General features: G+C 66.3%; 26 protein-coding genes. 9 read left to right on the forward strand and 17 right to left on the reverse strand.

Annotation, left to right across the window (positions count from 1 at the left end; genetic code table 11):
* Positions 1 to 5 precede the first annotated feature (5 nt).
* Positions 6 to 965: a GlxA family transcriptional regulator gene (locus QTI17_RS03920; RefSeq protein WP_286531149.1), complete on the reverse strand. Its 960-nt coding sequence runs from the start codon at positions 963 to 965 to the stop codon at positions 6 to 8.
* A gap of 93 nt (positions 966 to 1,058) precedes the next feature.
* Between QTI17_RS03920 and QTI17_RS03925 the strand changes: the two genes are divergently transcribed.
* A complete protein-coding gene (locus tag QTI17_RS03925; protein WP_286531152.1) occupies positions 1,059 to 1,886 on the forward strand; it encodes an SDR family NAD(P)-dependent oxidoreductase in 828 nt (275 codons plus the stop codon).
* Between the two features lie 91 nt (positions 1,887 to 1,977).
* Here the strand turns inward: QTI17_RS03925 and QTI17_RS03930 are convergent, their stop codons facing one another.
* The 4 genes from QTI17_RS03930 to QTI17_RS03945 all read right to left on the reverse strand — a co-directional run bounded on the left by QTI17_RS03930 (position 1,978) and on the right by QTI17_RS03945 (position 3,560).
* Positions 1,978 to 2,358 (reverse strand): helicase SNF2, encoded by a 381-nt coding sequence (locus QTI17_RS03930; protein ID WP_286531154.1) that lies wholly within the window; start codon positions 2,356 to 2,358, stop codon positions 1,978 to 1,980.
* A gap of 152 nt (positions 2,359 to 2,510) precedes the next feature.
* Complete coding sequence (locus QTI17_RS03935) at positions 2,511 to 2,639, reverse strand: hypothetical protein (RefSeq protein WP_286531155.1); 129 nt, start codon at positions 2,637 to 2,639, stop codon at positions 2,511 to 2,513.
* A gap of 163 nt (positions 2,640 to 2,802) precedes the next feature.
* Entirely contained in the window at positions 2,803 to 3,009 is a 207-nt protein-coding gene (locus QTI17_RS03940) for a hypothetical protein (RefSeq protein WP_286531157.1), read from the reverse strand.
* A 5-nt stretch (positions 3,010 to 3,014) separates the two neighbouring features.
* The gene (locus QTI17_RS03945; protein WP_286531159.1) at positions 3,015 to 3,560 is read right to left on the reverse strand and encodes a sulfite exporter TauE/SafE family protein; all 546 of its coding nucleotides are present in this window, start codon (positions 3,558 to 3,560) and stop codon (positions 3,015 to 3,017) included.
* A gap of 104 nt (positions 3,561 to 3,664) precedes the next feature.
* On the opposite strand from QTI17_RS03945, the gene pdxR reads away from it, so the two are divergent.
* On the forward strand, positions 3,665 to 5,158 hold the full coding sequence (gene pdxR / locus QTI17_RS03950; RefSeq protein WP_286531161.1) for a MocR-like pyridoxine biosynthesis transcription factor PdxR: 1,494 nt from the start codon (positions 3,665 to 3,667) through the stop codon (positions 5,156 to 5,158).
* A gap of 119 nt (positions 5,159 to 5,277) precedes the next feature.
* On the forward strand, positions 5,278 to 5,685 hold the full coding sequence (locus tag QTI17_RS03955; RefSeq protein WP_286531162.1) for a nuclear transport factor 2 family protein: 408 nt from the start codon (positions 5,278 to 5,280) through the stop codon (positions 5,683 to 5,685).
* 38 nt (positions 5,686 to 5,723) lie between these two features.
* Here QTI17_RS03955 and QTI17_RS03960 read toward each other — a convergent pair whose 3' ends face one another.
* Positions 5,724 to 6,611 (reverse strand): DUF3616 domain-containing protein, encoded by an 888-nt coding sequence (locus QTI17_RS03960; protein WP_286531164.1) that lies wholly within the window; start codon positions 6,609 to 6,611, stop codon positions 5,724 to 5,726.
* 285 nt (positions 6,612 to 6,896) lie between these two features.
* Between QTI17_RS03960 and QTI17_RS03965 the strand changes: the two genes are divergently transcribed.
* The 3 genes from QTI17_RS03965 (at position 6,897) to QTI17_RS03975 (ending at position 9,539) form a co-directional block, all read left to right on the forward strand.
* Positions 6,897 to 7,316, forward strand: coding sequence for an organic hydroperoxide resistance protein (locus QTI17_RS03965; protein ID WP_286531166.1), 420 nt, complete (start codon positions 6,897 to 6,899; stop codon positions 7,314 to 7,316).
* Between the two features lie 10 nt (positions 7,317 to 7,326).
* Positions 7,327 to 8,133, forward strand: a complete 807-nt coding sequence (locus QTI17_RS03970) for an alpha/beta fold hydrolase (RefSeq protein ID WP_286531167.1) — start codon at positions 7,327 to 7,329, stop codon at positions 8,131 to 8,133.
* A 68-nt stretch (positions 8,134 to 8,201) separates the two neighbouring features.
* Complete coding sequence (locus QTI17_RS03975) at positions 8,202 to 9,539, forward strand: epoxide hydrolase family protein (protein WP_286531168.1); 1,338 nt, start codon at positions 8,202 to 8,204, stop codon at positions 9,537 to 9,539.
* Positions 9,540 to 9,550: 11 nt separating this feature from the next.
* Here the strand turns inward: QTI17_RS03975 and QTI17_RS03980 are convergent, their stop codons facing one another.
* From QTI17_RS03980 to QTI17_RS04010, 7 genes are all read right to left on the reverse strand, one after another.
* Positions 9,551 to 10,270, reverse strand: a complete 720-nt coding sequence (locus tag QTI17_RS03980) for a hypothetical protein (RefSeq protein WP_286531169.1) — start codon at positions 10,268 to 10,270, stop codon at positions 9,551 to 9,553.
* Between the two features lie 29 nt (positions 10,271 to 10,299).
* A complete protein-coding gene (locus tag QTI17_RS03985) occupies positions 10,300 to 11,337 on the reverse strand; it encodes an alpha/beta fold hydrolase (RefSeq protein ID WP_286531171.1) in 1,038 nt (345 codons plus the stop codon).
* Between the two features lie 74 nt (positions 11,338 to 11,411).
* Positions 11,412 to 12,395: a GlxA family transcriptional regulator gene (locus tag QTI17_RS03990; RefSeq protein ID WP_286531172.1), complete on the reverse strand. Its 984-nt coding sequence runs from the start codon at positions 12,393 to 12,395 to the stop codon at positions 11,412 to 11,414.
* A gap of 42 nt (positions 12,396 to 12,437) precedes the next feature.
* Entirely contained in the window at positions 12,438 to 13,871 is a 1,434-nt protein-coding gene (locus tag QTI17_RS03995; RefSeq protein WP_286531174.1) for a TolC family protein, read from the reverse strand.
* Position 13,872: 1 nt separating this feature from the next.
* Positions 13,873 to 14,775 carry an efflux RND transporter periplasmic adaptor subunit gene (locus QTI17_RS04000; RefSeq protein ID WP_286531176.1) on the reverse strand — a complete coding sequence of 301 codons (903 nt, stop codon included), beginning with the start codon at positions 14,773 to 14,775 and terminating at the stop codon, positions 13,873 to 13,875.
* Between the two features lie 7 nt (positions 14,776 to 14,782).
* Positions 14,783 to 15,013, reverse strand: a complete 231-nt coding sequence (locus QTI17_RS04005) for a DUF1656 domain-containing protein (RefSeq protein WP_286531178.1) — start codon at positions 15,011 to 15,013, stop codon at positions 14,783 to 14,785.
* Entirely contained in the window at positions 15,007 to 17,052 is a 2,046-nt protein-coding gene (locus QTI17_RS04010; protein ID WP_286531180.1) for an FUSC family protein, read from the reverse strand. The genes QTI17_RS04005 and QTI17_RS04010 overlap by 7 nt, the downstream gene beginning before the upstream one ends.
* 239 nt (positions 17,053 to 17,291) lie before the next feature.
* Here QTI17_RS04010 and QTI17_RS04015 point away from each other — a divergent pair, with 239 nt between their 5' ends.
* Both QTI17_RS04015 and QTI17_RS04020 read left to right on the forward strand, forming a co-directional pair.
* Entirely contained in the window at positions 17,292 to 17,549 is a 258-nt protein-coding gene (locus QTI17_RS04015) for a hypothetical protein (RefSeq protein ID WP_286531182.1), read from the forward strand.
* Between the two features lie 54 nt (positions 17,550 to 17,603).
* Entirely contained in the window at positions 17,604 to 18,383 is a 780-nt protein-coding gene (locus tag QTI17_RS04020) for an enoyl-CoA hydratase (RefSeq protein ID WP_286531328.1), read from the forward strand.
* A 54-nt stretch (positions 18,384 to 18,437) separates the two neighbouring features.
* Here the strand turns inward: QTI17_RS04020 and QTI17_RS04025 are convergent, their stop codons facing one another.
* The 4 genes from QTI17_RS04025 to QTI17_RS04040 all read right to left on the reverse strand — a co-directional run bounded on the left by QTI17_RS04025 (position 18,438) and on the right by QTI17_RS04040 (position 23,558).
* Complete coding sequence (locus QTI17_RS04025; RefSeq protein ID WP_286531184.1) at positions 18,438 to 19,307, reverse strand: MgtC/SapB family protein; 870 nt, start codon at positions 19,305 to 19,307, stop codon at positions 18,438 to 18,440.
* 65 nt (positions 19,308 to 19,372) lie between these two features.
* A complete protein-coding gene (locus QTI17_RS04030; protein WP_286531330.1) occupies positions 19,373 to 19,891 on the reverse strand; it encodes a low affinity iron permease family protein in 519 nt (172 codons plus the stop codon).
* Positions 19,892 to 20,072: 181 nt separating this feature from the next.
* Positions 20,073 to 22,733, reverse strand: a complete 2,661-nt coding sequence (locus QTI17_RS04035) for an excinuclease ABC subunit UvrA (protein ID WP_286531186.1) — start codon at positions 22,731 to 22,733, stop codon at positions 20,073 to 20,075.
* Positions 22,734 to 22,766: 33 nt separating this feature from the next.
* Positions 22,767 to 23,558 carry a DUF72 domain-containing protein gene (locus QTI17_RS04040; RefSeq protein WP_286531188.1) on the reverse strand — a complete coding sequence of 264 codons (792 nt, stop codon included), beginning with the start codon at positions 23,556 to 23,558 and terminating at the stop codon, positions 22,767 to 22,769.
* A 113-nt stretch (positions 23,559 to 23,671) separates the two neighbouring features.
* Between QTI17_RS04040 and QTI17_RS04045 the strand changes: the two genes are divergently transcribed.
* Positions 23,672 to 24,625 carry an extracellular catalytic domain type 1 short-chain-length polyhydroxyalkanoate depolymerase gene (locus tag QTI17_RS04045; RefSeq protein ID WP_286531191.1) on the forward strand — a complete coding sequence of 318 codons (954 nt, stop codon included), beginning with the start codon at positions 23,672 to 23,674 and terminating at the stop codon, positions 24,623 to 24,625.
* The last annotated feature ends 5 nt before the right edge of the window (positions 24,626 to 24,630 follow it).

Consider the following 24,630-nt stretch of genomic DNA (forward strand, 5'->3'; position numbering starts at 1 on the left):
GCACCTCAGGCGGCCGTCGAGGTGGCGGTGTGGCGCGCACGCGCTGCTCGCTTGAGGGCTTGCGGCGGCTGCCCGAAGAGGCGCAGGAATGCCCGTCGCATGCGTTCGGGGTCGGAGAAGCCGGTCTTGCTCGCGATGCGTTCGATGCTCAATGTGTCGGCCTCGACCAGGATGCGGGCCGTTTCCGCGCGCAAGCGCTCGACGGCGCGCGCGGGCGATTGCCCGGTGCTCTGCCGGAACTCGCGGCTGAAGTGGCGCGGGCTCATGTGCGCGGTGTGGGCCAGCGTCTCGACCGACAGGTCCTTGTGCAGGTGATCCTTGGCGTAGGTCAATGCGGCCTGGATGCGGTCCGACTGCGACTCGAGCTCCGACAGCATCGAGAACTGCGATTGCCCGCCGGCCCGGCGATGGTGCACGACGAGCTTCTTCGCCACGGCGCGCGAAACGTCGACGCCCAGGTCTTCCTCGACGAGCGCGATCGCGAGGTCGATGCAGGCGGTCATGCCGGCCGAGGTCCAGACCGTGCCGTCGCGCACGAAGATGCGGTCTTCTTCGACACGCAAGGACGGGAACTGGCGCTGGAGTTCTCTCGCAAAGCACCAATGGGTGGTGACGCGCCGCGCGTGGAGCAGGCCGGCGTTGGCCAAGACGAATGCGCCGGTGCAGATGCTCGTCATGCGCCGCGTCGGCTCGATCGCGCGCGCAAGCAAGCGCAGGAGCTTCGGCGATGACGTCGGCACCACGGTGGCCCCTGTCACGAGCAGCGTGTCGTAGGCGCCCGGGTCCAGCGCGATCGTCTGGACCGCGGCGCCGAGCGAGCTCTTGACGGCGCCGCCGGACTCGGAGACGACATCGATCTCGTAGGCCGGATCGGCCACTTCGAGGTTGGCCATCTCGAAGACCGAGGCAGCCGCCATGTCGAGGATCTGGAAGCCGGGAAAGACGACGAGTCCGATGCGTTTCATGTTGGCTTAAAACGAGGGAAGTTTGTCATTCAGGACAGACCTTACATCGCTATCTTCGAACCTGTCAATCCACCCGACTCGAAAGGACTCCAGATGAAACCGACCGACCACTCCAAGCCCATCGCACTGGTGACGGGCGCCTCCAGCGGCATCGGCGCGATCTATGCCGACAGGCTTGCCAAGCGGGGCCATGACCTGATCCTCGTGGCGCGCGATGTCGCCAAGCTGAGCGCGCTCGCCGAGCGCATCCGATCCGAATCGGGCCGCCATGTCGAACTGCTGCCCGCCGACCTGACGGCCAAAGACGACCTGCGGCGGGTCGAACAGCGGCTGCTGTCAGACGACCGCATCGAACTGCTGGTCAACAACGCGGGCGTGGGCGCCACCAGCGCGCTCATCGACTCGGACCCCGATCGGCTCGAGGACATGATCCAGCTCAACGTGACGGCGCTGGCGCGGCTCACCCGCGCCGTTGCCGTGGGCATGGCGCGCCGGGGAAAGGGCGCGATCATCAACATCGCGTCGATCGTGGCGGTGGCGCCCGAACTGCTCAATGGCACCTACGGCGGCAGCAAGGCCTTCGTGCTCGCCTTCACGCAATCGCTGCACCATGAGCTGGGTCCGAAGGGAATTCGTGTCCAGGCCGTGCTGCCGGGGGCGACCAGCACCGACTTCTGGAACGTTGCCGGCACACCGGTGGAACACCTTCCCGGCGAGATCGTGATGCGTGCCGAGGAGATGGTCGATGCGGCGCTCGCCGGCTTCGATCAGGGGGAACTGGCGACCATTCCTTCGCTGCCCGACCTCGGCGAATGGGAGCGCTTCGATGCGGCTCGCAAGGCGCTGGGTCCGAACCTGTCGCGCTCCCATGCCGCGCAGCGCTACCAGGCCGCGACCGCTCACGTTCTGGAGGCCGCATGATCCCGCTCGCCAGGAGCGCGTGAGCTTCCGTCTTCCCAAAAGAAAACGCCGTCTGCGAGAACCGCAGACGGCGTTTGTACGTGGGGCCGATTTACAGGGGCAGCTGCTGGCCATGCGCGGCAGCAAATGCCTGGGCGCGCACGGCGGAGCGATCGACCGCGCCCGAAGACACGGAGGTGACGCCTTGGCCGTAGCCCTCGGCGTACGGATTCGCGCTGTGGGCGGCGGCGACCGCAGTGCTGCGGACGGCACCGCGACCGGTCAGGCCGGTCGGAGCGGCTGCCACGCGCGAGGAGACGCCTTCGGCATAGGGGTTGTCGCTGTGTGCGGCAACCACGGCCTGGCCACGCACATCGGCGCGCGCGTTGGCAGAGACGGACGCTTGAACGCCCTCGTAGGTTTCGGCCTGGGCGCCGATGGCGGCAAGGAGAGAGACTGCGGCGGCAGCGATGATCTTGGTGGTGGTGTTCATTTCAGGTCCTTCAAAAGCTTGGGTGGATCAGGACAGTGAACGACCGCCCTGTGGGGAGAAGTTTGCGGCAGAACGCGGCAAAGAAAACCCCTTGATCCCGCACTGGTCCGTTGATGAACTCGAAACAATCGATGCGTGCGTTCTCTGCGGGGCTACGCGAGGAGCAAGGCAACGCCGAACGCGATTCCCGCCATCGAGAACGTCGCCAGCAGACAGGGAAGAATGAAGAGAGCGGCGCCCAAGTCCCCGTGGTGCGCTTCAATGGATTTCCATAGTTTCATTGCTGTCTCCTTGCGGTTCCTGGGAACCTTCGAGATCACTCTAGGCCTGGGCGGCGTCGTTTTCCAGTGGACGCTTTGAAATGGACTTTTCGTCGGCCAGGAACAATGACCGATTCGATGGAATGAGTGGTCGCCGCGGCACGAAAGCCGGCGTTCGAGCATCTCAGGCGAGATAGCCAGAAACGCCATCCCACAGAAGCTTCAGAGCCGTGAGGATCAACAGGCTGTAGGAGGCCCGGTACATCTGGCGCTGATCCAGCTTTTCATGCAGTCGCCAGCCCAGCCAGACACCTGAAGGGATGGCAAGCAAGCAGATTCCCATCAGGATCCAGACCTGTCCTGTCGGACGGGCCAGCAGCAACCACGGCACGGCCTTCAGGATGTTTCCACCGTGAAGAACATGCTGGTCGTCCCGGCATAGAGTTGCTTGCTCAGGCCCAGCGGCAACAGGTACATGGCCAGCGGCGGCCCGCCCGAATGCGCCACCATGGTCGTGATGCCGGACGAGAGGCCGGCGGCCACGGCCTTGGGCGACGAACGCGGCCGCACCTTCACCTGACCCCCGCTCTTGAACCAGAGAGCGACGAAAGTCAGGGTGATGGCCGCCATCACGATGGCGATGGCGCGGTGGTCCAGAAAGCGAAACAACGCATAGCCGATGCCGATGCCCGCCACCAGCCCCGGCACCAGCAACTTCAGGTCCGGCTTCGACCAGGTGGAGGGCTTCCAGTAGCGCAGGCTGAACAGGTCCATGGCGATGAACAGCGGAGCAAGCAGGCCGCCGGCCTTCACCGGGTCCATCACCAAGGAGAGCAGTGGGATCCCGACGATGGCAAAGCCGCCGCCGAAGGCGCCCTTCATGAAGCAGATCAGGAAGACGCCCGCGAAGGTGACGAGGATGGTGGTAGCGCTCAGGTCCATGGTGCTGTGTGCCGGTCGGTGCGGTGCGGGCTGTTCGGTGTGCTTGAAGCCCGAATATCCGGCCTGGGCGGCACAATGGGAAGTGCCAGTTCCTGGGTTTCTTCATGGGCCAGTTTTCACAGCCACCCCTTGCCGGCGCGCGCGGCGCCGAGCGTCGCATCTACCGCATGCTGCGTGCGCAGATCGAGGAGGGCGTGCTCGCTCAGGGCACCAGGCTCGCATCGACGCGGGCCCTGGCGGCCGAACTGGCCGTTTCGCGCACCACGGTCACGGCCGCCTACGAGCAACTGGCCGCCGAGGGTTTTGTCCAGACGTCGGCCGGCAAGGCCGCGCGGGTAGCCAGCGCCATCGGCGCGGGGAGCAGACGAGAGCATGCGAGATCGACGCGGAAAGAAGATGCGGCGCCGACGCTCTCACTCTACGGCCAGCGGGTCGCGGCCCTGCAGCCCTACAGCATGTCGTCGCCGCTGGCCCGCATCGACTTCAGGTACGGCGCGGTGGCTTCGCGTGATTTTCCGGCGCTGGGTTGGCAGCGTGCCTACCGGAGCGAACTGCTTCAGCGCCAGGAGAGTCGCCACGACAGCCAGCCCGAGGGCGAAGAGCGCCTGCGCAGTGCGCTGCACGGCTACCTGCGCCGCGCGCGTGGCCTGGCCTGCACGGTGGACCAGATCCTCATCGTGCACGGGTCGCAGCAGGGCCTGGACCTGTGCGCCCGGCTGCTGCTGAATCCGGGTGACGCCTTCGTCTTCGAAGATCCGGGCTATCGGATGGCGCGCTACTGCTTCGAGGCCACGGGCGCGCAGGCCTTGCCGGTGCCCGTCGATGCGTGCGGCCTGGACACGGCGAGCCTTCCGACCGACGGCCGCGCGCGCCTGGCCTTCGTGACGCCGTCGCACCAGTTCCCGATGGGCGCTGTGCTGCCCATCGCGCGCCGGCTTGAACTGCTGCAATGGGCAAGCCGCCACGGCGCGTGGATCATCGAGGACGACTACGGCGGGGAATTCCGCTACGGCCAGCGACCCATCGACGCGCTGCAATCCATGGACACCGACAGCCGCGTCATCTATGCCGGCAGCTTCTCCAAGGCCCTTTCGCCGCAGTTGCGCCTGGGCTATCTGGTGCTCCCGCGAGAACTGAGGCGGGTCTTTGGAGAAGCCAAGCGACTGACGGACCGCCACTCGGCCCGCTGGGAGCAGAACGTGCTGGCCGCGCTGATCGAGGAAGGCGCGTATGAGCGCCATGTTCGTCGTCTGCGGCGCGAGAACGAAAAGCGCCGCAAGGCGCTGCTGATGGCTGTCGAAGAGCAGCTTGCGGGTCGCGGGCAACTGATCGGCACCGCCGCAGGCCTGCATGGCGTGCTCATGCTGCCCGCACTGAGCGCCCGGGACGAACCGGCGCTGCAGGCGGCCGCGCTGGCGCGTGGGCTTGGCGTCTATCCACTGTCGCCGCTTTTTGCCGAACCTGAGACTCGAACGCGCAGGCGACCCGCCGGTCTCATTCTTGGCTATGCCGGCCTGACGGTGCCTGAGATCCATGAAGGCGTCGGCATTCTGGCCGCAGTGATTCGTCAGTGCCTGGCTCTGCCGCCAACGCGGTGACTATTCCGAAAGCGTGAAAAACGGATTTCGGCAAAGCGGCTTTTTCTCTCGCGGTGCCTCTCCTACAGTGCGTTTGTCGTCTTGCGAGACGCAACCCGTCAAACCTCCGAGGAGCCACCATGCACCCCCTTCGCAAACTACGCGAATCCGGTAGCGCCACACCCGCCCAGGTGAGCACGCTGCTGGCCGAGAACGTCGTATTCAACAGCCCGATCCTGGTCCGCCCGATCGAGGGGCGGGAACCCGTCGCAGCGATCTTTGCCCAGTCGAGCTCCACGCGCGGCAGCGGCACCTACACAGCGGAGTTCAAGCTCGATGACCGCACCACCTTCTTGCGCTGGGAAGGGACCATCGAAGGCCGCAAGCTCGAGAGCCTGGAGGTCATCGTGGACGACGAGCGAGGACTGATCGTGGAGCGCACGATTGCGCTGCGTCCGTATCCGGCGCTGAAGCTGTTCCGCGACGCCATGTACGCATCGCTCAAGGACAAGCTGCCGCCCGATGTGTGGGACTACCCGACGCCTTAGCCGCGTCGTTCCTGCCGACTCCCCGGACAGGCACAGCATCAAGACGCAGGCTGCAGTTGATCGAGGCCAATCCAAAGATAGTTCGCTGGCCGTCGGGCCTTGCGGTCACCGTCATCGCTGACCATGATGATTCCCGCAGCCCTGTCAATGACCGCCGGGCTCACCCCCTCGACGCGCGCCAGGTCCTTCAGGCCCGGAACCACGAGGCGGCCCACAGCGTTGCTTCGCCAGCCATTCCAGAGCCAGAGAGAGAACTGGCCAGGCGCGCGGGAAACGGGTCCGCCGATGACCAGGTACTGTCCCAGTGCGGGAAGGAAAGACAAGGCGCGGATGCCATGGCCATCGAGGTCCAGTTCGTCGAGTTGGGGCGAAAGGCGGGGCTCTTCCCCCGCCTCGAAGATCGCCGCCGGATTGACGATCGCGGCAATGATCGCGCGGCCTTCATGCAGCGGGCTGCGAAATCCGATCAACAAATGATGCTCGATCGGATCGAATTCCAACGCTTCGATGTTGAGACCGCCAGCGGCTTTGACTTCCCGGATCCCGGCGGCTGAGGCCAGCACAGGATGCTGCTTCGTCAGGGCTTCCTTCAATCCTCGAACGACCCTCGGTGCGACGACCCGATTCCCCTCGACCCGGAAGCGCACCAGTCGCTCGCGCGATTTCTTCGCGTGGCCCTCGTCGTCACGAGAATGCGAGGTGATGGCGTAGAAGAAGCCCGCTCGATCCAAGGCAAGGCCCTCAAGATCGTCCAATTTCCAAAAGTCACTGAAGAGCTGGAGCAGGGTGGCGGTGAGCGCAACGCTGTGGACATTGCCTGCGTCGATCGTGACCAGAGTGAATGGATGGTTCTTCTCGTCTTCGACCACAAGAAGACGCCCATCCGGCAATTGCCGGATCGCAGACGGCTCGTAGACGCCGGTCAAGGGTCGGAAATGCGGTGGTTCGAAGTTGGCCACCGGGCATTGTCTACCCATAGGTCGGCTCCCCACAAACACGGCGCTCGGAATTCCAATCGGCTCTCCCAGCATCACGATGTCTGAAAAGGGGGGGAATACGGCATTTGAAAGTCGGCGAGGACACCTATCTTCGAAATGCGAATGCTTGGTGGGATCGACGGGTACAGGCATTGACCAGGTCCCGTCGAAAACCGACCTGCACTGAATCGCTGCGAATGACTCCCAATCTCCCATCCATCTGAAGGAATGATCATGATCAATGAGATCGACAAGGTTCTCTACACCGCCAAGACCCACACCACGGGCGGACGCGATGGCGCTGGAAAGTCCAGCGACGGCGCTCTCGATGTGAAGCTGAGCAGCCCAGGCAGCAACAGGCCGGGCACCAACCCGGAGCAGCTGTTTGCCGTCGGGTGGTCGGCTTGCTTCATGGGTGCCATCGGCCTGGCGGCAAAGGCGCGGAGCATTGCCTTGCCCGCGGATGTCGCTGTCGATGCCGAAGTTGACCTTGGCATCACTGATGGCATCTTTTCGCTCCGGGCGCGACTCGACGTCCACGTGCCGGGATTGAATCGCCCGCTGGTGGAGGCCTTGGTCCGCGAGGCGCATCAGACCTGCCCCTACTCGAGAGCGACCCGCGGCAACCTCGACGTGACCTTCAACATCATCTGAGGGGGCTGTCATGAACACACCCACGACCGCGCTTCGAACCCTGCAGAACGCCTGCCTCGCGCTTCTGTTCGTCGCCGCCGCCTTGCTCCATCCGGCCGCGCACGCGGCAGCGCCATCGCCAGTACCGACCATCGTCCTCGTCCATGGCGCCTTCGCCGAGTCCCTGAGCTGGGAAGCCGTCATCGAGCGGCTGCTGGCGAAGGGCTACCCCGTCGTGGCCGTGGCCAATCCCTTGCGCGGGCTGCGAAGCGATTCGGCCTACGTGGCCAATCTGGTGGACACCATCCCCGGGCCCGTCGTCATGGTGGGCCACTCGTACGGCGGTGCCGTGATCTCGAACGCCGCCGAAGGCAAGGCCAACGTCAAGGGCCTCGTGTTCGTGGCCGCGTTCGCGCCGGAAAGCGGCGAGGCGCTCGGTGAACTGGGGGCACGGTTCCCCGGCAGCACGCTGGGCTCGGCGCTGGTTCCGGTGGCCCTGCCCGGCGGCGGCAAGGATCTCTACGTCCAGCAAGCCAAGTACCGCGAGCAGGTTGCAGCGGACGTTCCCGAGCGCGTCGCGGCCCTGCTCGCGGCCACGCAAAGACCCGTCGCCGAGGCTGCGTTCGCCGACAAGGCCGGCGCCCCTGCGTGGAAGGCTCTGCCGTCGAGGTTCATCTACGGCACGGCCGACAAGGCCATCGCGCCGCCACTGCTCGCGTTCATGGCGCGACGCGCGGGCTCGAAGCACACCGTTGCGGTTCCGGGCGCGTCGCACGCCGTTCTGGCCTCTCACCCCGACGAGGTCGCCGCGTTGATCGAAGAAGCTGCCGCCGATTGAAAAAGACGGCGCTGCGCTCAGCGCAGCGCCAGCTTCCCACTTGATCTTCAAATTGAAAGCCCATCCCCATGAATTCCCTCGAAAAAACACAGTCCTCGCCGCTGTCGCGGCGTCACTTTCTTGCCGGATCGACGGCCGCGCTTCTGACCAGTCCCTCGGCGTTCGCCCTGGCGCAATCCCGCCCCGATGAAGTCGCCGCGGCGCCCGTTGCGGGTCTCGTCGGCGACGATGCCCGGATCCGCCCCTTCGCCTTCCACGCACCGCAGTCCGAGCTCACCGACCTGCGCCGCCGGATCGCCTCGACGAGATGGCCTTCGCGGGAACTGGTGACGGACGCGTCGCAAGGCGTGCAACTCGCAACGATGCGCGAACTCGCGCGAACATGGCAGACGGACTACGACTGGCGCAAGTTCGAGTCGAGGCTGAACAGATGGCCCCAGTTCATGACGACGATTGACGGGGTGGACATTCATTTCATCCACGTTCGTTCGAAACATCCCGACGCGCTGCCGGTGATCGTCACGCACGGTTGGCCCGGTTCGATCGTCGAGCAGCTGAAGATCATCGATCCGCTGACCGATCCGACGGCGCATGGCGGCACGGCATCGGATGCGTTCGACATCGTGATTCCGTCGTTGCCGGGGCATGGATTCTCGGGAAAACCCACGACTCTCGGCTGGGACCCCATCCGCGTCGCGCGCGCATGGGTGGTTCTGATGGAGCGCCTTGGCTACACGCGCTACGTGGCACAAGGTGGCGACTGGGGCAATGCAGTCACCGAGCAGATGGCCTTGCTGAGGCCTCCCGGGCTGGTCGGCATCCACACCAACATGCCTGCGACGATCCCCGACGAGATCGCCAAGGCGCTGCAGTCCGGCGGACCGGCGCCGACCGGCCTCGCGGCCGACGAGAAGTACGCCTACGAACAGCTCGACTTCTTCTACAAGAATGGTCTGTCCTACGCCCAGGAGATGAGCAAGCGTCCCCAGACCCTCTACGGGATCGACGATTCCCCCATCGGGCTCGCCGCCTGGATGCTCGACCACGACGCCCGCAGCTACGCGCTCATCTCGCGTGTCTTCGCCGGTCGGCCCGAGGGGCTCACGCGCACCGACATCCTCGACAACGTCACGCTGTACTGGCTGACGAACACGGGCGTGTCTTCGGCTCGTCTCTACTGGGAAAGCAAGCTGGCCTTCTTCGCACCGAAGGGCGTCGCCATCCCTGTCGCGGTCAGCGCCTTTCCCGACGAGATCTACACGGCGCCGCGCAGCTGGACCGAGCGGGCGTATCCCAAGCTCGTCCATTACGGCAGGCTCGACAAGGGCGGGCACTTCGCAGCGTGGGAGCAACCGGAGGTCTTCGCTGCGGAGCTGCGCTCGGGGTTCAGATCGTTGCGCGGTTGAACCCGGTCGATTCAATCGAGGCGGATGTTGCTGATGTCGATGAACACCATTTCGGCGTCGAGCATCGGCCGCCCTTGGTCGTCTCTCATGTACGCGCGCCGCCGGGTCGGGAACTTGATACCGGCGGATTCCTGTATTTGGTCAACGTACTGCGCTGCTGCAAACCCGCCGGCGACATCGACCCGGTAGTCATGCCGCCGCAGCAGGCCGTCATCTCCAAAATAGAACTCTTGCGTGGTGCTGTGACTGGCGATCGCGGCCGGAAAGGTCGCGCGCAGTCCGCGCCAGCTTTCCTTGCCTTCCTGCCAGGGTTCGATGTCTTCGACGACGAATCCGGGCATGGCAAGGGCAAACGGCGACGTGAGATAGATCCACAACGCGTAGCCGTTGAAGTAGGCGCGCTGCAACGGGTCCCAGGGTGTCGCCAGCGCGTGGCCGGCGAAGGACGAGCGCGGGTCGCAGCGCTCGGCGACCACGGTGCCGTCCAGCTTTTCGATGGCGACGCGATCGGCTGTGAATCTGGTGCGCTGGTCAGGCGCCCCGAAGGGCGCAAGCGATGCCTGCTGCACGTGCAGCGAGACGGTCATTTCTCGCGGCGTCGGGTCCTGGGGCATGCCCTTGCGGATGAACAGCTGCCCGCCACTGACGATCGTGGCCCGGACACTGTTGAAACTGTGCCAACGGTCGAGTCCGCCATGGGCGTCCACGGCCTCTGACAAGAGCTTGTTCATGGCTTTGCTCCTTGCTTGGATGAAAAGTCTCAAAGACGGGTCACGTCGAGCACGGCCGCCGCGAAGGCTTCAGGTGCCTCCTGGGGCAGGTTGTGTCCGATGCCGCCGCTGACGAGCCGGTGCTCGTAAGGCCCCGAGAACTTCTTCGCGTAGGCGCTGGGCTCGGGATGCGGCGCACCGTTTGCATCGCCCTCCAGGGTGATCGTCGGTACCGCGATGACGGGAGCCTGCGCCAGCCGGGCCTCGAGGTCGCGAAACCTCGCCTCGCCATCGGCGAGGCCGATGCGCCACCGATAGTTGTCGATCACGATGCTGACGTGGTCCGGGTTGTCGAAGGCGGCCGCGCTGCGTTCGAAGGTCGCGGGATCGAAGCCCCACTTCGGAGACGCGGTCTGCCAGATCAGCTTGGCGAACTCCTTGCGATTCCGCTCGTAGCCCAGCCGGCCCCGTTCGGTGGCGAAGTAGTACTGGTACCACCACTGCGCTTCAGCCTGCGGTGACAAGGGAATTTGGCCGGCCTGCTGGCTGCCGATCAGATAGCCGCTGACGGAGACCAGCGCGGTGACCCGTTGGGGCCAAAGCGCCGCCACGATGCAGGCCGTTCGCGCGCCCCAGTCGCAGCCGGCAAGCGTCGCCTTCTCGATCTTCAGTGCGTCCATCAGGGCGATGACATCGGCTGCCAGCGCGCTCTGCTGACCATTGCGAGGGGTCTTGTCCGAAAGAAACCGGGTCCCACCGTACCCGCGCAGGTACGGAACGATCACCCGGTGGCCGGCCGCGGCCAGCAAGGGGGCGACGTCGGCGTACGTATGGATGTCGTAGGGCCAGCCATGCAGAAGAATCACAGGCGCGCCGTTGGCCGGGTCGATTTCGAAGTACTCGATGTCGAGGACGCCGGCGACGATGTGTTCCAGCGGCTGGAGGCGCTTCAGCGGCGATGCCTGCTGTCTGCCGGGCGAACCCGCGGCTTGGGCGAAAGCGGTCCCGGTGGCGAGCCGGGTGGCGACGATTCCGATTGCCGTGGCTCCCAGGAATGAGCGTCTGGGCAGGGAAGGGGTGTCTGACATCGTGAAAGTCCTTTCGAATCTGTGAGGAGAGATTTCTGGATCCAGGATGGCGTCGATGTCGTCCGGACCCGTATTCATGTCACGGCGTGAGCGCCAGAAAACCGGCCCTCGGCGCGCACGGCAACGCTTTGCCTGCTCATCCTGCGCATGCTTTGCGGTGGTTGGCCCAGCGATCGAACGAAGGCCCGGCGCATTCGCTCGGGGTCCCCGAAGCCCGCCTCCTCGGCGATGACTCCGAGACTCAGATTGCCCGCGTCGATCATCACGCGGGCCGCCTCCACGCGCAGGTTCTCGATGGCGTGCGCGGGCGATTGCCCGGTTTCGGACTTGAAGGTCCGGCTGAACTGGCGCGGGCTCAGATGGGCGACTTCGGCGAGATCCTCGACAGACAGCGGCTTGCGCAGATTGGCGCGCGCGTGCGCCAGGGTCTGCTGGATGCGATCGGATTTCGGTTCCAGTTCGAGCAAGGCCGAGAACTGGGACTGCCCACCTGCGCGGCGGTGATACACGACGAGCTTCTTCGCAACCAGGCGGGCGACGTCGACCCCCAGATCGTCTTCCACGAGGGCGAGCATCAGGTCGATGCCTGCGGTCATGCCCGCGGACGTCCACACCGGGCCGTCGTGGACGAAGATGCGGTCCGCCTGCAGCTTGACCCGTGGATGGCGCTGCTCGAGTTCGTTGGCGAATGCCCAGTGCGTGGTGGCCAGGCGCCCGTCGAGCAAGCCGGCGTCGGCGAGGCCGAATGCGCCTGTGCAGATGCTCGCGATGCGCCGCGCACTGTGCTGGCGGGACCCGAGGAAGCGACGCAGGGTGTCCGATGTCGGGTGGGGGGCCAATGATCCGGTCATCACGATGGTGTCGAACTGCGTCGAATCGAGGGGCGTCGACGCGACCTGCACCCCCGACGAACTCTCGACCAGGCCACCCTCTTCGGACAGCACTGCGACCTGGTAGAACGGCTGCTCCAGGGACGCGTTGGCGAGTTCGAAGGCAGCAATCGCCGCCAGATCCAGGATCTGGAAGCCGGGGAAGATGAGGATGGCGACGCGTTTCATGATGGGCCGGGGTGAAGAAGCTGTGCGGTCGAACATGCGCGATCAACGTGGACGCCCGCTATCTTCCCAACCACCCCCGAGCGCAAGAAACACGTTGACCTGGTCCGACGCCAGCTTGCTGTCGGCGGCCGCGACGGATTGCTCGACGACGGTCAGCGTGCGCGTCGCATCCAGCACGGGCAGGAAGCCTTGTCTGCCGAGGGCAAACAGCTGTTGCGTGTCTTCGGCCGCACGGCTCGCCTTCTCGCGGGCCGCCTCGAGCAGGGCGCGCCGCTCCAGGTCGCGGGCGTAGGTCTCCAGTGCACTCTCTGCTTCCTTCAACGCGTTCAGCACGGTGCCGTCGAAGCGGGCGAAGGCAATCTGCTGGTCGGCATCCGCCGCGCGGATTCGGGCCTGAATGCGAGACCGATCGGGAAACTGCCAGCTGATCAGCGGCCCCAGCGAGAACTTCAAGGTGTCGGTATCGAGGAAGTTCTTGTTGAGCCCGACCGAGCCGATCGATGCGCCCAACGTGATCTTCGGGTAGAGATCGGCGGTGGCGACGCCAATGCGCGCAGTGGCCGAATGCAGTTCGTACTCGCTGCGCCGGATGTCGGGGCGGCGACGCAGCAGGCCGGCGCCGTCTCCCACCGGAATCGGCCGCGCCAGATGCGGTTCTTGATCACACGACTGCACCGCACGCGGGAAGTCTTCGGGCGCGTGGCCGGTCAGCACCGCGAGCCGGTAGAGCGCCACCCGCTTCTGTGCGTTCAGGACCGGAAGGGTCGCGCGCACCTGGTCGGTCTGGGCCGACGCGCGGGTGACGTCCAGCGTGCTGCCCCGGCCGGTCCGGAACAAGGTCCGGGTCAGTTCGGTGCTTTTCTCCTGCAGGGCCACCGAACGCTCTGCCACCGCGATCTCGCGTCCGAACGAGCAGACGTCGAGGAAGGCACGGGTGGTCTCGGCGACGACCGTCACCCGTGTGGTGTCGTAGGCCGCGCGTGCGGCACCCGTGTCTGCGTTCGCCGACTCGATGGTCCGCGCGATCTGGCCGAACAGGTCGACCTGGTAAGACACGCCGGCGCCCAGGCCGTAGACGAAGTTGTTCGACAGAGGCTTGCCGGGCCTGAGTTCTTCCTCTGCCGAACGGCGCCCATAGGTGGTCGTGGCCAGCAGGGTGGTGGTCGGGTTCTTGGCAGCGTCGGCGTAGTCCAGGCCGGCGAGGGCGCGTTCGATGTTCCCCGCCGCGGCGCGGAGGTCGGTGTTGGCGACCAGGGCTTCCTGCACCAGCCCGTCCAGCGTGGCGCTTTCGTAGAGTCGCCACCAGTCTCCGGGGACGGGCTCGGGATCGAAGGCGGCATTGCCTGCGCCGAGGAACGGCCCGTTCGCGACCTGGCTGTTGGCGACCGCGCCGGCCGGACGTTCGTAGTTCGGCCCTACGGCGGCACAGGCCGTCAGCACGGCGGCGGCGACGAGCATGAAGAATCGACGGATCATTTCAGTACCCCTTGGCCACGCTGACGTCCTTGCCGCGCGGCGCCTCGACCACCTCGACGGTCGCGGTGCGGCCCATGATCAGGCGCGCATCCGGCGGTACGTGGTCCAGCTGCACCCGCACCGGTATGCGCTGTGCGAGCCGGACCCAGTTGAAGGTCGGATTCACGTTGGCGAGCAGGTTCGAGCTGCCGCTTCGCTCCCGGTCCTCGATGCCGGCCGCGATGCTGTCGACATGGCCATCGAGCCATTGGGTCTCACCGATCATGCGCACGCGCACCGGAGCGCCGACCCGGATGCGGCCGAGCTTGGTCTCCTCGAAGTAGCCCTGCACGTGCAGCGAGTCCTGGTCGACCAGCGCGAAGACCGGGCGGCCCGCCGTCGCGTAGGCGCCCGGGCGCAGGTCGAGGTTGGTCACCCAGCCATCGACCGGGGCCTTGACTTCGGTGCGGGCCAGGTTGAGACGCGCAGTGTCCAGCGTCGACGCGGCCTGCTGCAGGTTCGCCCTGAGCTGATCCACCTTGCTGCTGCCTTGCTCCCGGGACTCGGCAGGCACCAGCTCGCCGAGCGCGATGTTCCGACGGTTCTCGCGCCGGGCCTGATCGATCTGCACGCGCAACCCCTGCACCGTGGCCTCGGCCTGCTCGACCGCGAGCTGATGACGCGCGCGGTCGATGGTGAACAACACATCGCCCCGGTGCACCGCCTGGTTGTCGTGGACGGCGACCCTTTCGACCAGGCCCGACACATCGGGTGCGATCTGGATCACGTCCGCGCGCACCCGGCCGTCGCGCGTCCAGGGCGCCTCGCGGTAGTGGTCCCATGCAAGATGACCGACGACGATGGCGGCGGCCACGATGGCCAGCGTCAGCACGACGCGGCCGATGGTTTGGAGCGAGGTTTTCATGTCGATTTCATCCCAGGAAGGCAAGCAGCCGGAGGTCTGGCGTACTCGCGGCGAAGGCGACGCCGCCCCACAGGAGCGTGAACAGCGCCAGGTCGACCAGCGCCGGGTGCCATACCAGTCGATACGCGCCGATGCGCGTCAGGACCTTGCGCAACGCAAGCAGCAACGCGCCGGCGACCACCGCTGAAGCCAGCCCCACGTTGACGAGGATTCCGAACAGGCTGATTTCGGCTAGCACGGCGCGCGCTCCGGGTCGTCGAGGGGCGGCGCCTCGGGAAACAAGCCTCGACGAAGGCCCGTCGCCGCGGCCAGGCCCCTGAGGCGCAATGCCCCGCCGCCAAGGGCGAGAAACTGCCGGAGGGTGTTGTCCAGCGCAGCAAGCAGGGCGCTTGACGGCTGTGCCGGACCTTTGCGCGCCTGGCTGGCGAAATGCGCCGAGAGCTGCCGCATCAGCGCGTCGACGGCCGGTGCGAAGGGGGCGCCTTCGGATCCGCCCGCGAGCTCGCGCAGCGTCGCCGTATTGACGCCGAGCCGCAGGTCGTTGAGCGCATCCGCGTGGCCCAGCCCCGAGGCTCCGCCCACGCGCGCGAGGCGCGGAATCAGCAGGCCGACGCGGTCGAGCATTCGGCTGGCCAATGCGTCCGCACCGGGCGGCGTTCGCCCTGCGGCCAGCGCCGCGAGATCGCGCCATCCTGCGCGCAGGATGCGGGTCGCGCTGGTCTCGGCGCTCACGACACGCATGAGCGAAGTCACCAGGAGCGCGATGAGGCTGCCGGCCACTGCGCCGATGGCGATGTTCATGAAGCTGTCGAAGTCGGCACGCAGCGAGGGCTGGAGTGCCAGCAGCGTCTGCGAGATGAGGGCGAAACCCAGGGCGCGCAACCAGTGCTGCGGTGTGGCCAGGAACAGCGCGGTGCCGAAGTAGAGCGGCGACAGGGCCAGCGCGAAGGCACCGAAGCCGTCGACCGCCGGAAGGATCGCAAAGACATAGAGTGCGGCGACGGGCGCGGCGATCAGCGACCAGGCGACCATCAGCTTCTGCATCGGGCGGGGATCGTCGACGAAGGCGAAGACGGAAGAGCCGGCGGCCGCCAGGCCGATCATCGTCGCGCCCTGCGCCCAGCCGACGGTGATCGCCGCAGCCCCCGCGATGGCCACCGCCACAGCGGCCGCCAAGCCGGCGTAGGCGGCCAGACCATGGTCGACATGCAGTTGCCGCCGGCCCTGTGCGTCGGCGAGCCGCTGCGTCAGCGGGTGCTCGCGGACCGGGTCGCGAATGAAGGGCATGAGATGAAGGCAGTCGTTCCAGGCCTCGGCGAGTTCGGCCAGGCGCTGGACCGCGCTTGCCGCCAGCATCTCGGTCCACGCGGGCAGGGTGCCAGGCGCCGGCAGCGCCTGCTGTCCTGCGGCGGCCAGCCGGTCGACACGGTCCTGGTCGCCCTGCGTGGCCTGGTCGATCCATTGCCGGACTTCCGCCACGTGCTGCGCCAATGCGGGCGGCATGGCGTTGCCGATGGCGCCGAGCCGATCCTCGACGGCGGACATCAAGGGCAGCAAGGCGACCAGGCGCGCTTCGAGCGCCGACGTGATGCGGCTGTCCGCCGCGCCCGCATCCGCATCGAAGCGCTGGCCGTTGGCGAGCTGGTGCAACTCCGTGAGGTCGGCGGCAACCCGCCGGCGGGCTGCCTTTTCCGCGGGCGTCGACCCCTCGGGCGACAGTCCCGCGGTCATCCAGGCGCGTGCATCCTCCAGGATCGCGCCCAGCCTGGCATCCATCTGGGACTTGAGCGAACGGGGAAACAGCAGGCTGTGCACCAGCGCTGCGCTGCACGCGCCGATGACGATTTCCTCGATGCGCGCGACGCCGATGTCGAAGAGCTGCGAGACGTCGCTGATCAGCGGCAGGCCCACCAGGGCGACGGTGTAGCCGGCCAGCAGGAAGGCATAGCTGCGGGGGCTGCGGTCCAGCAGCGAGACGTAGATGCACAGCCCCACCCAGGCCCCGACGGCAGCGATCATCAGCCCGGGCGTCTGGACCAGCGTGGGAAGGATCAGCATCGAGGCGATGATCCCGAACACCGTGCCCGCGGAGCGGTACAGCGCGCGGGAGACGACGGAGCCGGAGGCAGCACCCAAGGGTTGGCTCACGATGAACACGGTCAACGATGCCCATCCGGGGTTCGGCAGCCCGGCGCTGAAGGCGACATACAGGGCCAACAGCGCCGCCAGGGTGCAATTGGTCGCGTAGATCACGCCGCGGGTGTTGAAAGCGCTCATGGCGAGGATGGATCGTGAATGCCGGGGCGATGGCACCGGCTGCTCGTAGCGTAGGGCTGCGGATCGAGATTCGGAAGCCTGCGCGGTACAGAACGTTATTGCGCCGGCTGCAATAAATGTGCGGGTCGCGCGCGGCCGCATTGTTTCGCTGTGAGCAATAGCGCATTGACCGCGACCGTCTTTGTTCGCAATGCAACGGTGACTACATTGGCGCTTCGACCTTCAACCGGGAGATGGCAGTGACCGAAGCAACCTCCACCCTCCGTCCGAACACCCGCACCGCGCATGCCGCTCATGCCGGCCGCTTCGAGTTGTGGTTCCGCTCCCTCTTCAACCAGGGGCGCGGCTTCGCTTTCGCGTGTGACGCCGAAGGCCGGGTGAGCATCGAAGGACTCTCGGAGCGCGGCCGCCGCAACTATCTCTTCGCCAGGGCGATGGTCGGCCGCGAGTTCGCGACCCCGAGCGTTCGCACGGCCACGATTTCTCTTCACTCTTGATCAAGCAAATACGCCATGAAGCATGAACATCGATACGCGGAGCACCATAAGAACATGACTGATCACGTAACCGTCGATACCGCCCAGGGCGTTCTGACCATCACCCTGGCTCGGCCCGAGAAGATGAATGCAATCACCAATGCGATGTACAGCGCCATGGCAGATGCCGTCGCTGGCGCTGAAGGGAATTCTGCCGTTCGAGTTGTTCTGATTCGAGGCGAAGGCGCCACGTTCACCGCTGGAAATGATCTGGGCGAATTCGCCGCGGAGGCAAGCGGCGAGACGCCACCGCAGGCGCGCCACGTCGTCCGATTCCTGCGCGCTCTCGCAGGCTGCTCCTTGCCGGTGGTGGCCGCGGTGAACGGACGCGCCGTGGGCGTGGGGACGACCATGCTGCTCCACTGCGATCTCGTTCTGCTCGCCGAGGATGCCCTTCTGTCCACGCCGTTCGTCAACCTTGCCCTCGTGCCGGAGGCTGGGTCGAGCTTGCTCCTTCCTGCTCGCATCGGGCACGTTCGCGCATTCCAGATGTTTGCGCTGGGCAAGCCCATTTCCGCTGCGCAAGCCCTGGCCTGGGGCATCGCCAACCAGGTGGTGCCGACGGCGGAGCTTCATGAGGAGGCTCGGCAAATTGCGCAGGCGCTGGCCAGGCAGGCTGCCGGATCCTTGATGGCGACGAAAGGCCTGATGCGCCATGCAGAAGCCACTGCAGCGGCGCAGATGGAAAAGGAAACCGCACAGTTCACCGAGCGGCTCAAGAGCCCCGAGGCGCGTGAAGCGTTCGCCGCATTTGCGCAGAAGCGGGCGCCTGATTTCTCGCGGCTTGCACGGTAGCGGCGGCGCCGCTTCGCTCCCCGATCGGTGTCGCGACGCCGGGATCGCGAGCGTTCATGCCCGGCTCGAGTGCGTCAAGGTGAATCCCTCGACATGCGCGAGTTGGGACAGCTCGTCCCCTATGGTGCTCAGGGCGCTGGTTCGCGCGCTCGAGCTCGCGAAGATCAGGCACTGGATTTCGAATTGGGTGCCGTCGAAACTGATGGCGACGCTCTCGGGAGGGATCTGAAGTCCGCGCTTGACCAGGAAGTGATGGACCTCCTCGGGACTCGGTTTGTGTCCCTTGCTGAATCGAAATGTCCCTGTCATCGCCGCGTGGGCGGGCAGGCGCTGCTCGATCCGCGGCACGACGGCCGTGCAGATCACGAACAGCGCCGTCAATCCAATGGCCGGCACGTAGAACCCCACCCCCACCAGGATGCCGATCGCAGAAGAACCCCAGATGGATGCCGCGGTCGTCAGTCCACGCACGTTGTGACCGCTCTTGACAATCAGGCCCGCGCCCAGAAACCCGATGCCCGTGAGGACGGCGCCGATGACCTTCGTCGGATCGGCCGCGATCGGGATGGTCTCGCTCCCCCAGTACCACATCGTCGGGTAGCCGGCCAGCAAGGTGACCGCGCAGGAGGTGGCGCAGACCAGGCAATAGACCTGGCTGCCCGCGGCGCGCCCGCTGAAATAGCGCTCGTAGCCGACAAACCACCCGAGCATCAGGGCAGCGGCCATGTTGAAGACCATCCACATGCCCACACCATGCCAGCTGTTGATCACGCCAAGTTGGAACACGTCGCCTCCTGTCGCATGAAGGCAGCGGACCAGGGTCGTATCTTCATCTGCGGGCCTGTCGTCGAGCGAGATTGCTTCGCGAACAGACCAGCCGACTCTAGGAAATCCACTGCCGATCGACAAGGCGATGAAGCGCAAAAAGCTATTTCGACTGCCTCAATAGCGGCGCAGTCGGCCGCGTGCCCAGGGCCCTTCCGGCAGGCTCAAGACGTCTCGACAAGTCCCTCGGCTGGGGCAGTTCGCGGGTGATGCGCGCCAGCGCGACGATCGGTAGGCATTCCTTCTTCATCGATGGAATGCGTTTCCTTTCCTCTTCCACCATCCTTGGCACGAGCGGCCAAGCGAACGTAGAACTCCGCGACCTCCCGCAAGTCCTGTTCGTCCAGGTCTTCGATGCCGATCATGCGATTGCTCGCCTGCTTGCTCGCCGCCAGGAGCTCGTTGAGCTTCAGGTGCAATGCGATGCTGTCCTTGTTCTGGCTTTGCTGAATCATGAACACCATCAGGAACGTGACGATGGTGGTGCCCGTGTTGATGACGAGCTGCCAGTTCTCCGAGTAGTCGAACAAGTGCCCGACCGCGGCCCAGACAACGACGGAGGCCAGGGCAAGCGCAAACGCCACAGGCGACCCGGCCCATCGGGTGACCCGCGAAGCGAAGCGGTCGAAGGCGGTAAAGAGGACGGAACGGCTGGCGTACGCCGACGTATTGGTCGTCGGCATCGAGCCCAGCGAGTCGTCCGGCGTCTCTGTCAGTTCTGGGGGCACGGCACTCTCCTTTCCAGGTTCCCGTCGCGAAGCCATGAGCTTCATGGCGCCTTGGAAGTACGCGTGTCGGCAGCTTGTTGCCAACAACGTAGGCGCGCGCCCCACCGTCGCATCGGTGCACCGCCAAAAGCGCCGATCAGGGCAATCTCGGCGCGTGGATCGACCGGGCGCCCACCAAGGACGCGAGGTAGCGCCCCGTGAGGCTTCCCGCCGCAGCCGCCACGCCTGCCGGCGTCCCGGACACCACGATGCGTCCGCCTTCGTGACCGGCACCCGGTCCCATGTCGATGACCCAATCGCATCCCGCCACCACGCGCATGTCGTGCTCGACCAGGACCACCGTGTTGCCCGCGTCGACCAGGCCGTTGAGTTGCACCATGAGCTTGTCGACATCGGCGGGGTGAAGTCCGGTGGTGGGCTCGTCGAGCACATAGAGCCCGTTGCCGCGTTGGGCGCGCTGCAGTTCGGCGGCGAGCTTGATGCGTTGGGCCTCGCCGCCCGAGAGCTCCGTGGCGGGCTGGCCCAGGCGCAGGTACCCGAGGCCGATGGCCTGCAGGAACAGCAGCGGGCGTTCGACCACGGGCTCGCCGTCGAAGAACCGGACGGCCTCGTCGACGGTCATCCCGAGCACGTCGGCGATGTTTTTCCCGCGCCAGCGGATGGCCAGCGTCTTCTCGTTGTAGCGTGCGCCGTGGCAAGTCGGGCAGGGCGCGTAGACGCTGGGCATGAACAGCAGTTCGACGCTGACGAAGCCCTCGCCCTCGCAGGTGTCGCAGCGCCCCTTGGCCACGTTGAACGAGAAGCGGCCGGCGTCGAATCGCCGCGCCCGCGCCGCGGAGGTCGCGGCGAACAGCTTGCGAACATGATCGAAGAGTCCCGTATAGGTCGCGAGGTTCGACCGTGGCGTGCGGCCGATCGGCTTCTGGTCGACGTGCACCAGCCGCCGCAGCGATTCCGCGCCGCTGGCGATATGGCCCCTGACCCGGTCCTTGGTTGTCGATTCGAGGCCGGCTTCGTCGTCGTCCTGCGGCAGCTCGTGACCCAGGTGCGTCGAAATGATTTCCGTCAGCGCGCGCGTGACCAGGCTCGACTTGCCGGAGCCCGAGACACCAGTGACCCCCGTGAGAACACCGAGCGGGAACTCGACTTCGAGGTGGTCCAGGTTGTTGCAGCTCACATGCGAAAGCGCGAGCCAGCCGTGCGGCTCTCGCGGCCTTCGGGCCGGCAACGCGTCGGTTTCGAACAGGTAGCGCGCCGTGTGCGACCCCTCGATCGCGCGCAGGCCTTCGGGCGGGCCGCTGAACAGGATCCGGCCCCCATGTTCTCCGGCGTCGGGCCCGACATCGACGATCCAGTCCGCGCGCCGCATGATGCCGAGATCGTGCTCCACGACGAACAGCGAGTTCCCGGCGCTCTTGAGGCGGACCAGTGCGGCCAGCAGGGCTTCGCCGTCGGCCGGGTGCAAGCCGGCGGACGGCTCGTCGAGGACGTAGACCACGCCGAAGAGGTTGGAACGGATCTGGGTGGCCAGCCGCAATCTCTGGAGCTCCCCGGGTGACAGCGTCGGCGCGATGCGGTCGAGCGAGAGATAGCCGAGCCCGAGGTCGAGCAGCGTGGCGACACGTTCGAGGACGTCGTGGGCGATACGTTGGGCCGCGATTCTCTTTTCTTCCGAAAGGGCCGGCGTCCGGCGCACATCGGGGGCGGCAAGATGGGCCGACCCGCCGGCCGCCACGCGCCTGGCCGTGTCGCGCCTGGCTGCGGCACGGGTCAGGACCGTCGTATCGGTGGCTTTCGAGAAGAAGCCGCTTGCCGCGGGCTCCAGCACTCGCGCCAGGTCCGCGAGGGGCATGGCCGACAGCGCGCCGATGTCGTGGCCGGCAAAGGTCACGGACAGCGACTCGCGCTTCAGTCGCCGCCCTTTGCAGTCCGGACAAATGCTGGGCGCCATGAAGCGCGCCACGCGCTTCTTCATGAGTTCGCTGCGGGTGGTCGCAAAGGTGTGGAGCACGTACCTGCGCGCGCCGGTGAACGTGCCCTGGTAGCTCGGCTCCATCCTGCTGCGCAATGCGGCCCGAGTCTCGGCCGGCGTGAAGCCGGCGTAGACGGGAACGGTTGGCTGTTCCTCGGTGAACAGGATCCAGTTGCGCACCTTCTTGGGCAGGTCGCGCCACGGCGTGTCGACGTCGTGGCCGAGCGTCACGAGGATGTCGCGCAGGTTCTGCCCGTGCCATGCCGGCGGCCATGCGGCGACGGCGCGCTGGCGGATGGTGAGCGAGTCGTCCGGCACCATCGAGCGTTCCGTCACCTCGTAGGTCAGACCGAGTCCGTGACAGGTGGGGCACGCGCCCTGCACCGTGTTGGGCGAGAAATCTTCCGCGAACAGCATCGGCTGGCGCGGCGGATAGGTGCCGGCTCGGGAATAGAGCATGCGCAGCGAACTGGAGATCGTCGTCACGCTGCCGACGGACGAGCGGCTGCCGGGTGTGCCGCGTTGCTGCTGCAATGCCACGGCTGGTGGCAGGCCCGTGATCGAATCGAAGTCCGGCACGCCGGCCTGGTCGATCAAGCGGCGCGCGTAGGGCGCTACCGATTCGAGGTAGCGCCGCTGCGCTTCCGCATAGAGCGTCCCGAAGGCGAGGGAGGATTTTCCCGAGCCGGATACGCCGCTGAACACGACCAGCGCATCTCGCGGCACGTCGACGTCCACGCTCTTCAAATTGTGTTCACGCGCGCCGCGCACACGGACGAAAGAATCCCGACGTGCGTCCAAATCGCCGACTTGGGGTTTGTTCATGATGCGAATATGCTGGCAGCCTGCTGGGGCTGTTCAAGAAAGAGCCGGATTCGGAGGCTGCTCCAAGGCGGCTTTGAGCCGAAGCGCGTCCCCCACCGCCGCGCCACCGGCGGTGTTGTCGAAGATGCACCAGCAGTGCCTGGCGGCGCTCGCGGCCTCGCGCAGGCGCAACGCGAGCGCTGCCAGCAGGGCATCGTCGTATCGGGACCAGTACACCCGGGGCGAGCCATGAAGCCGGAGATAGATGGTTTCGTGCCATCCGCCAGGGGCGACGCCCGGATCGTGGCGAACGGGGTCGGCCAGCACGCGCGCGAACTCGAATCTCGCCAGCAGGGCGTCCGCCTCGGGCGTGAACCAGCTTGCGTGGCGTGGCTCGACCGCGACCGCGCCGTCGAATCGTCGGCGCATCCGGCTCGCGAAACGATCGACAAGCCGTGCTTCGAAGGCGAGGCTGGGCGGCAGCTGCACGAGCAGCCATCGCAGCTTCGCGCCCAGCCCTTGCGCTTCATCGAGAAATGCTTCGAAGAGCGGCAGTGCGGCGGAGGCCAGTCGCGAGTCGTGGGTGACCGTCTTGGGAACCTTCACGCTGAAAGCAAAGGTGGCGGGCGTGCTGGACGACCAGCGCTCGTAGGTCTGTCGGCGGTGCGGCCTGTAGAACGAGCTGTTGATCTCGACGGCATTGAAGCGGGTGGCATAGCGCGCCAGCTGTGATTCGGCTGCGTCGAAACGGTCGCGGACAGCGCCGGGCAGGCTCCAGCCGGCGCAGCCGATGTGCACGACGCCCTCCGCATCCGCATGCATCCGGGGTTCGACGGGATCGATCATGAGGCGCCTTCGGCATCCTGGATGGCCGGTCCTTCGTCGAGGCACGCCGCGGCGCATGCGCCTACCCGTGTCGGCGACATGAGATCACCGGGCGCCGCCGCGCATCTGGCCCGATGGCTTCCATGCAAAGAGATTTCCTGGCGTTCAATCCCTTCGTTGCCTGGTTCGACTCGGCCTTCGAGTTGGGCGCGTCGTTCATCGCACCCGCGCCCGGGGGGACGTCCGTCTTTTCTCCGATGACCGAGCGGCAGGATGGCCATGGCCTCTTCGTCCCGACCAGCGCTCCCCGAACCGGAGCGCCCATGGTGGTGATGCTCCATGGCGCGGGGCAGGACCCGGAAGATTTCGCCGCCGGGACGGCGATGAACACTGCCGCCGAGCGAGACGGGTTCGTCATTCTCTATCCTGCCCAGAGTCCGCGCCAGAACGCGCATCGCTGCTGGAACTGGTTCGATGTTGCCCATCAGACACGCGCCAGTGGCGAGCCCGCCCGAATCGCTGCGCTGACGCTGGAAGTCGCGCGGGACCGGCAGATCGATCCCGATCGCATCTACGTCGCGGGCCTGTCCGCTGGCGGCGCCATGGCGGCCTTGCTTGGTGAACTGTTTCCTGATGTCTTCGCCGCGGTCGGCGTTCACTCGGGCCTGCCTGCGCGCGCGGCGCGCGATATCTCCTCGGGCCTGGCTGCGATGCGGGGCAACGCGCGCGCCGACGTTGCGCCGAGCCGGGTCCCGACGATCGTCTTTCACGGCGACAAGGATATGGTGGTCAGTCCGTTGAACGGGGTGCAGGTCATCGAGGCATCCGTTGGAAGGGGCTGCGCGAGCAAGTCTGTGGAGCAACTCGGTTCCGACGGCCGGCGCGTCACACGTGTCGACTATCTCGGCACGGACGGCTGCGTGTGCGGCGAGCACTGGACGCTGCATGAAGCGGGTCATGCATGGTCCGGAGGCGACAAGGCCGGATCCTGCGCCGATCCACTCGGCCCTGCCGCCAGCGAAGAAATGCTCCGATTCTTCAGGTCGCATCGGCGGACGCGCGCACGGCGCGTCCGGGCAGGTCGCTGAGGCTG

This window comes from Variovorax sp. J31P179, assembly GCF_030316985.1.
GTDB lineage: Bacteria > Pseudomonadota > Gammaproteobacteria > Burkholderiales > Burkholderiaceae_C > Variovorax > Variovorax ginsengisoli_B.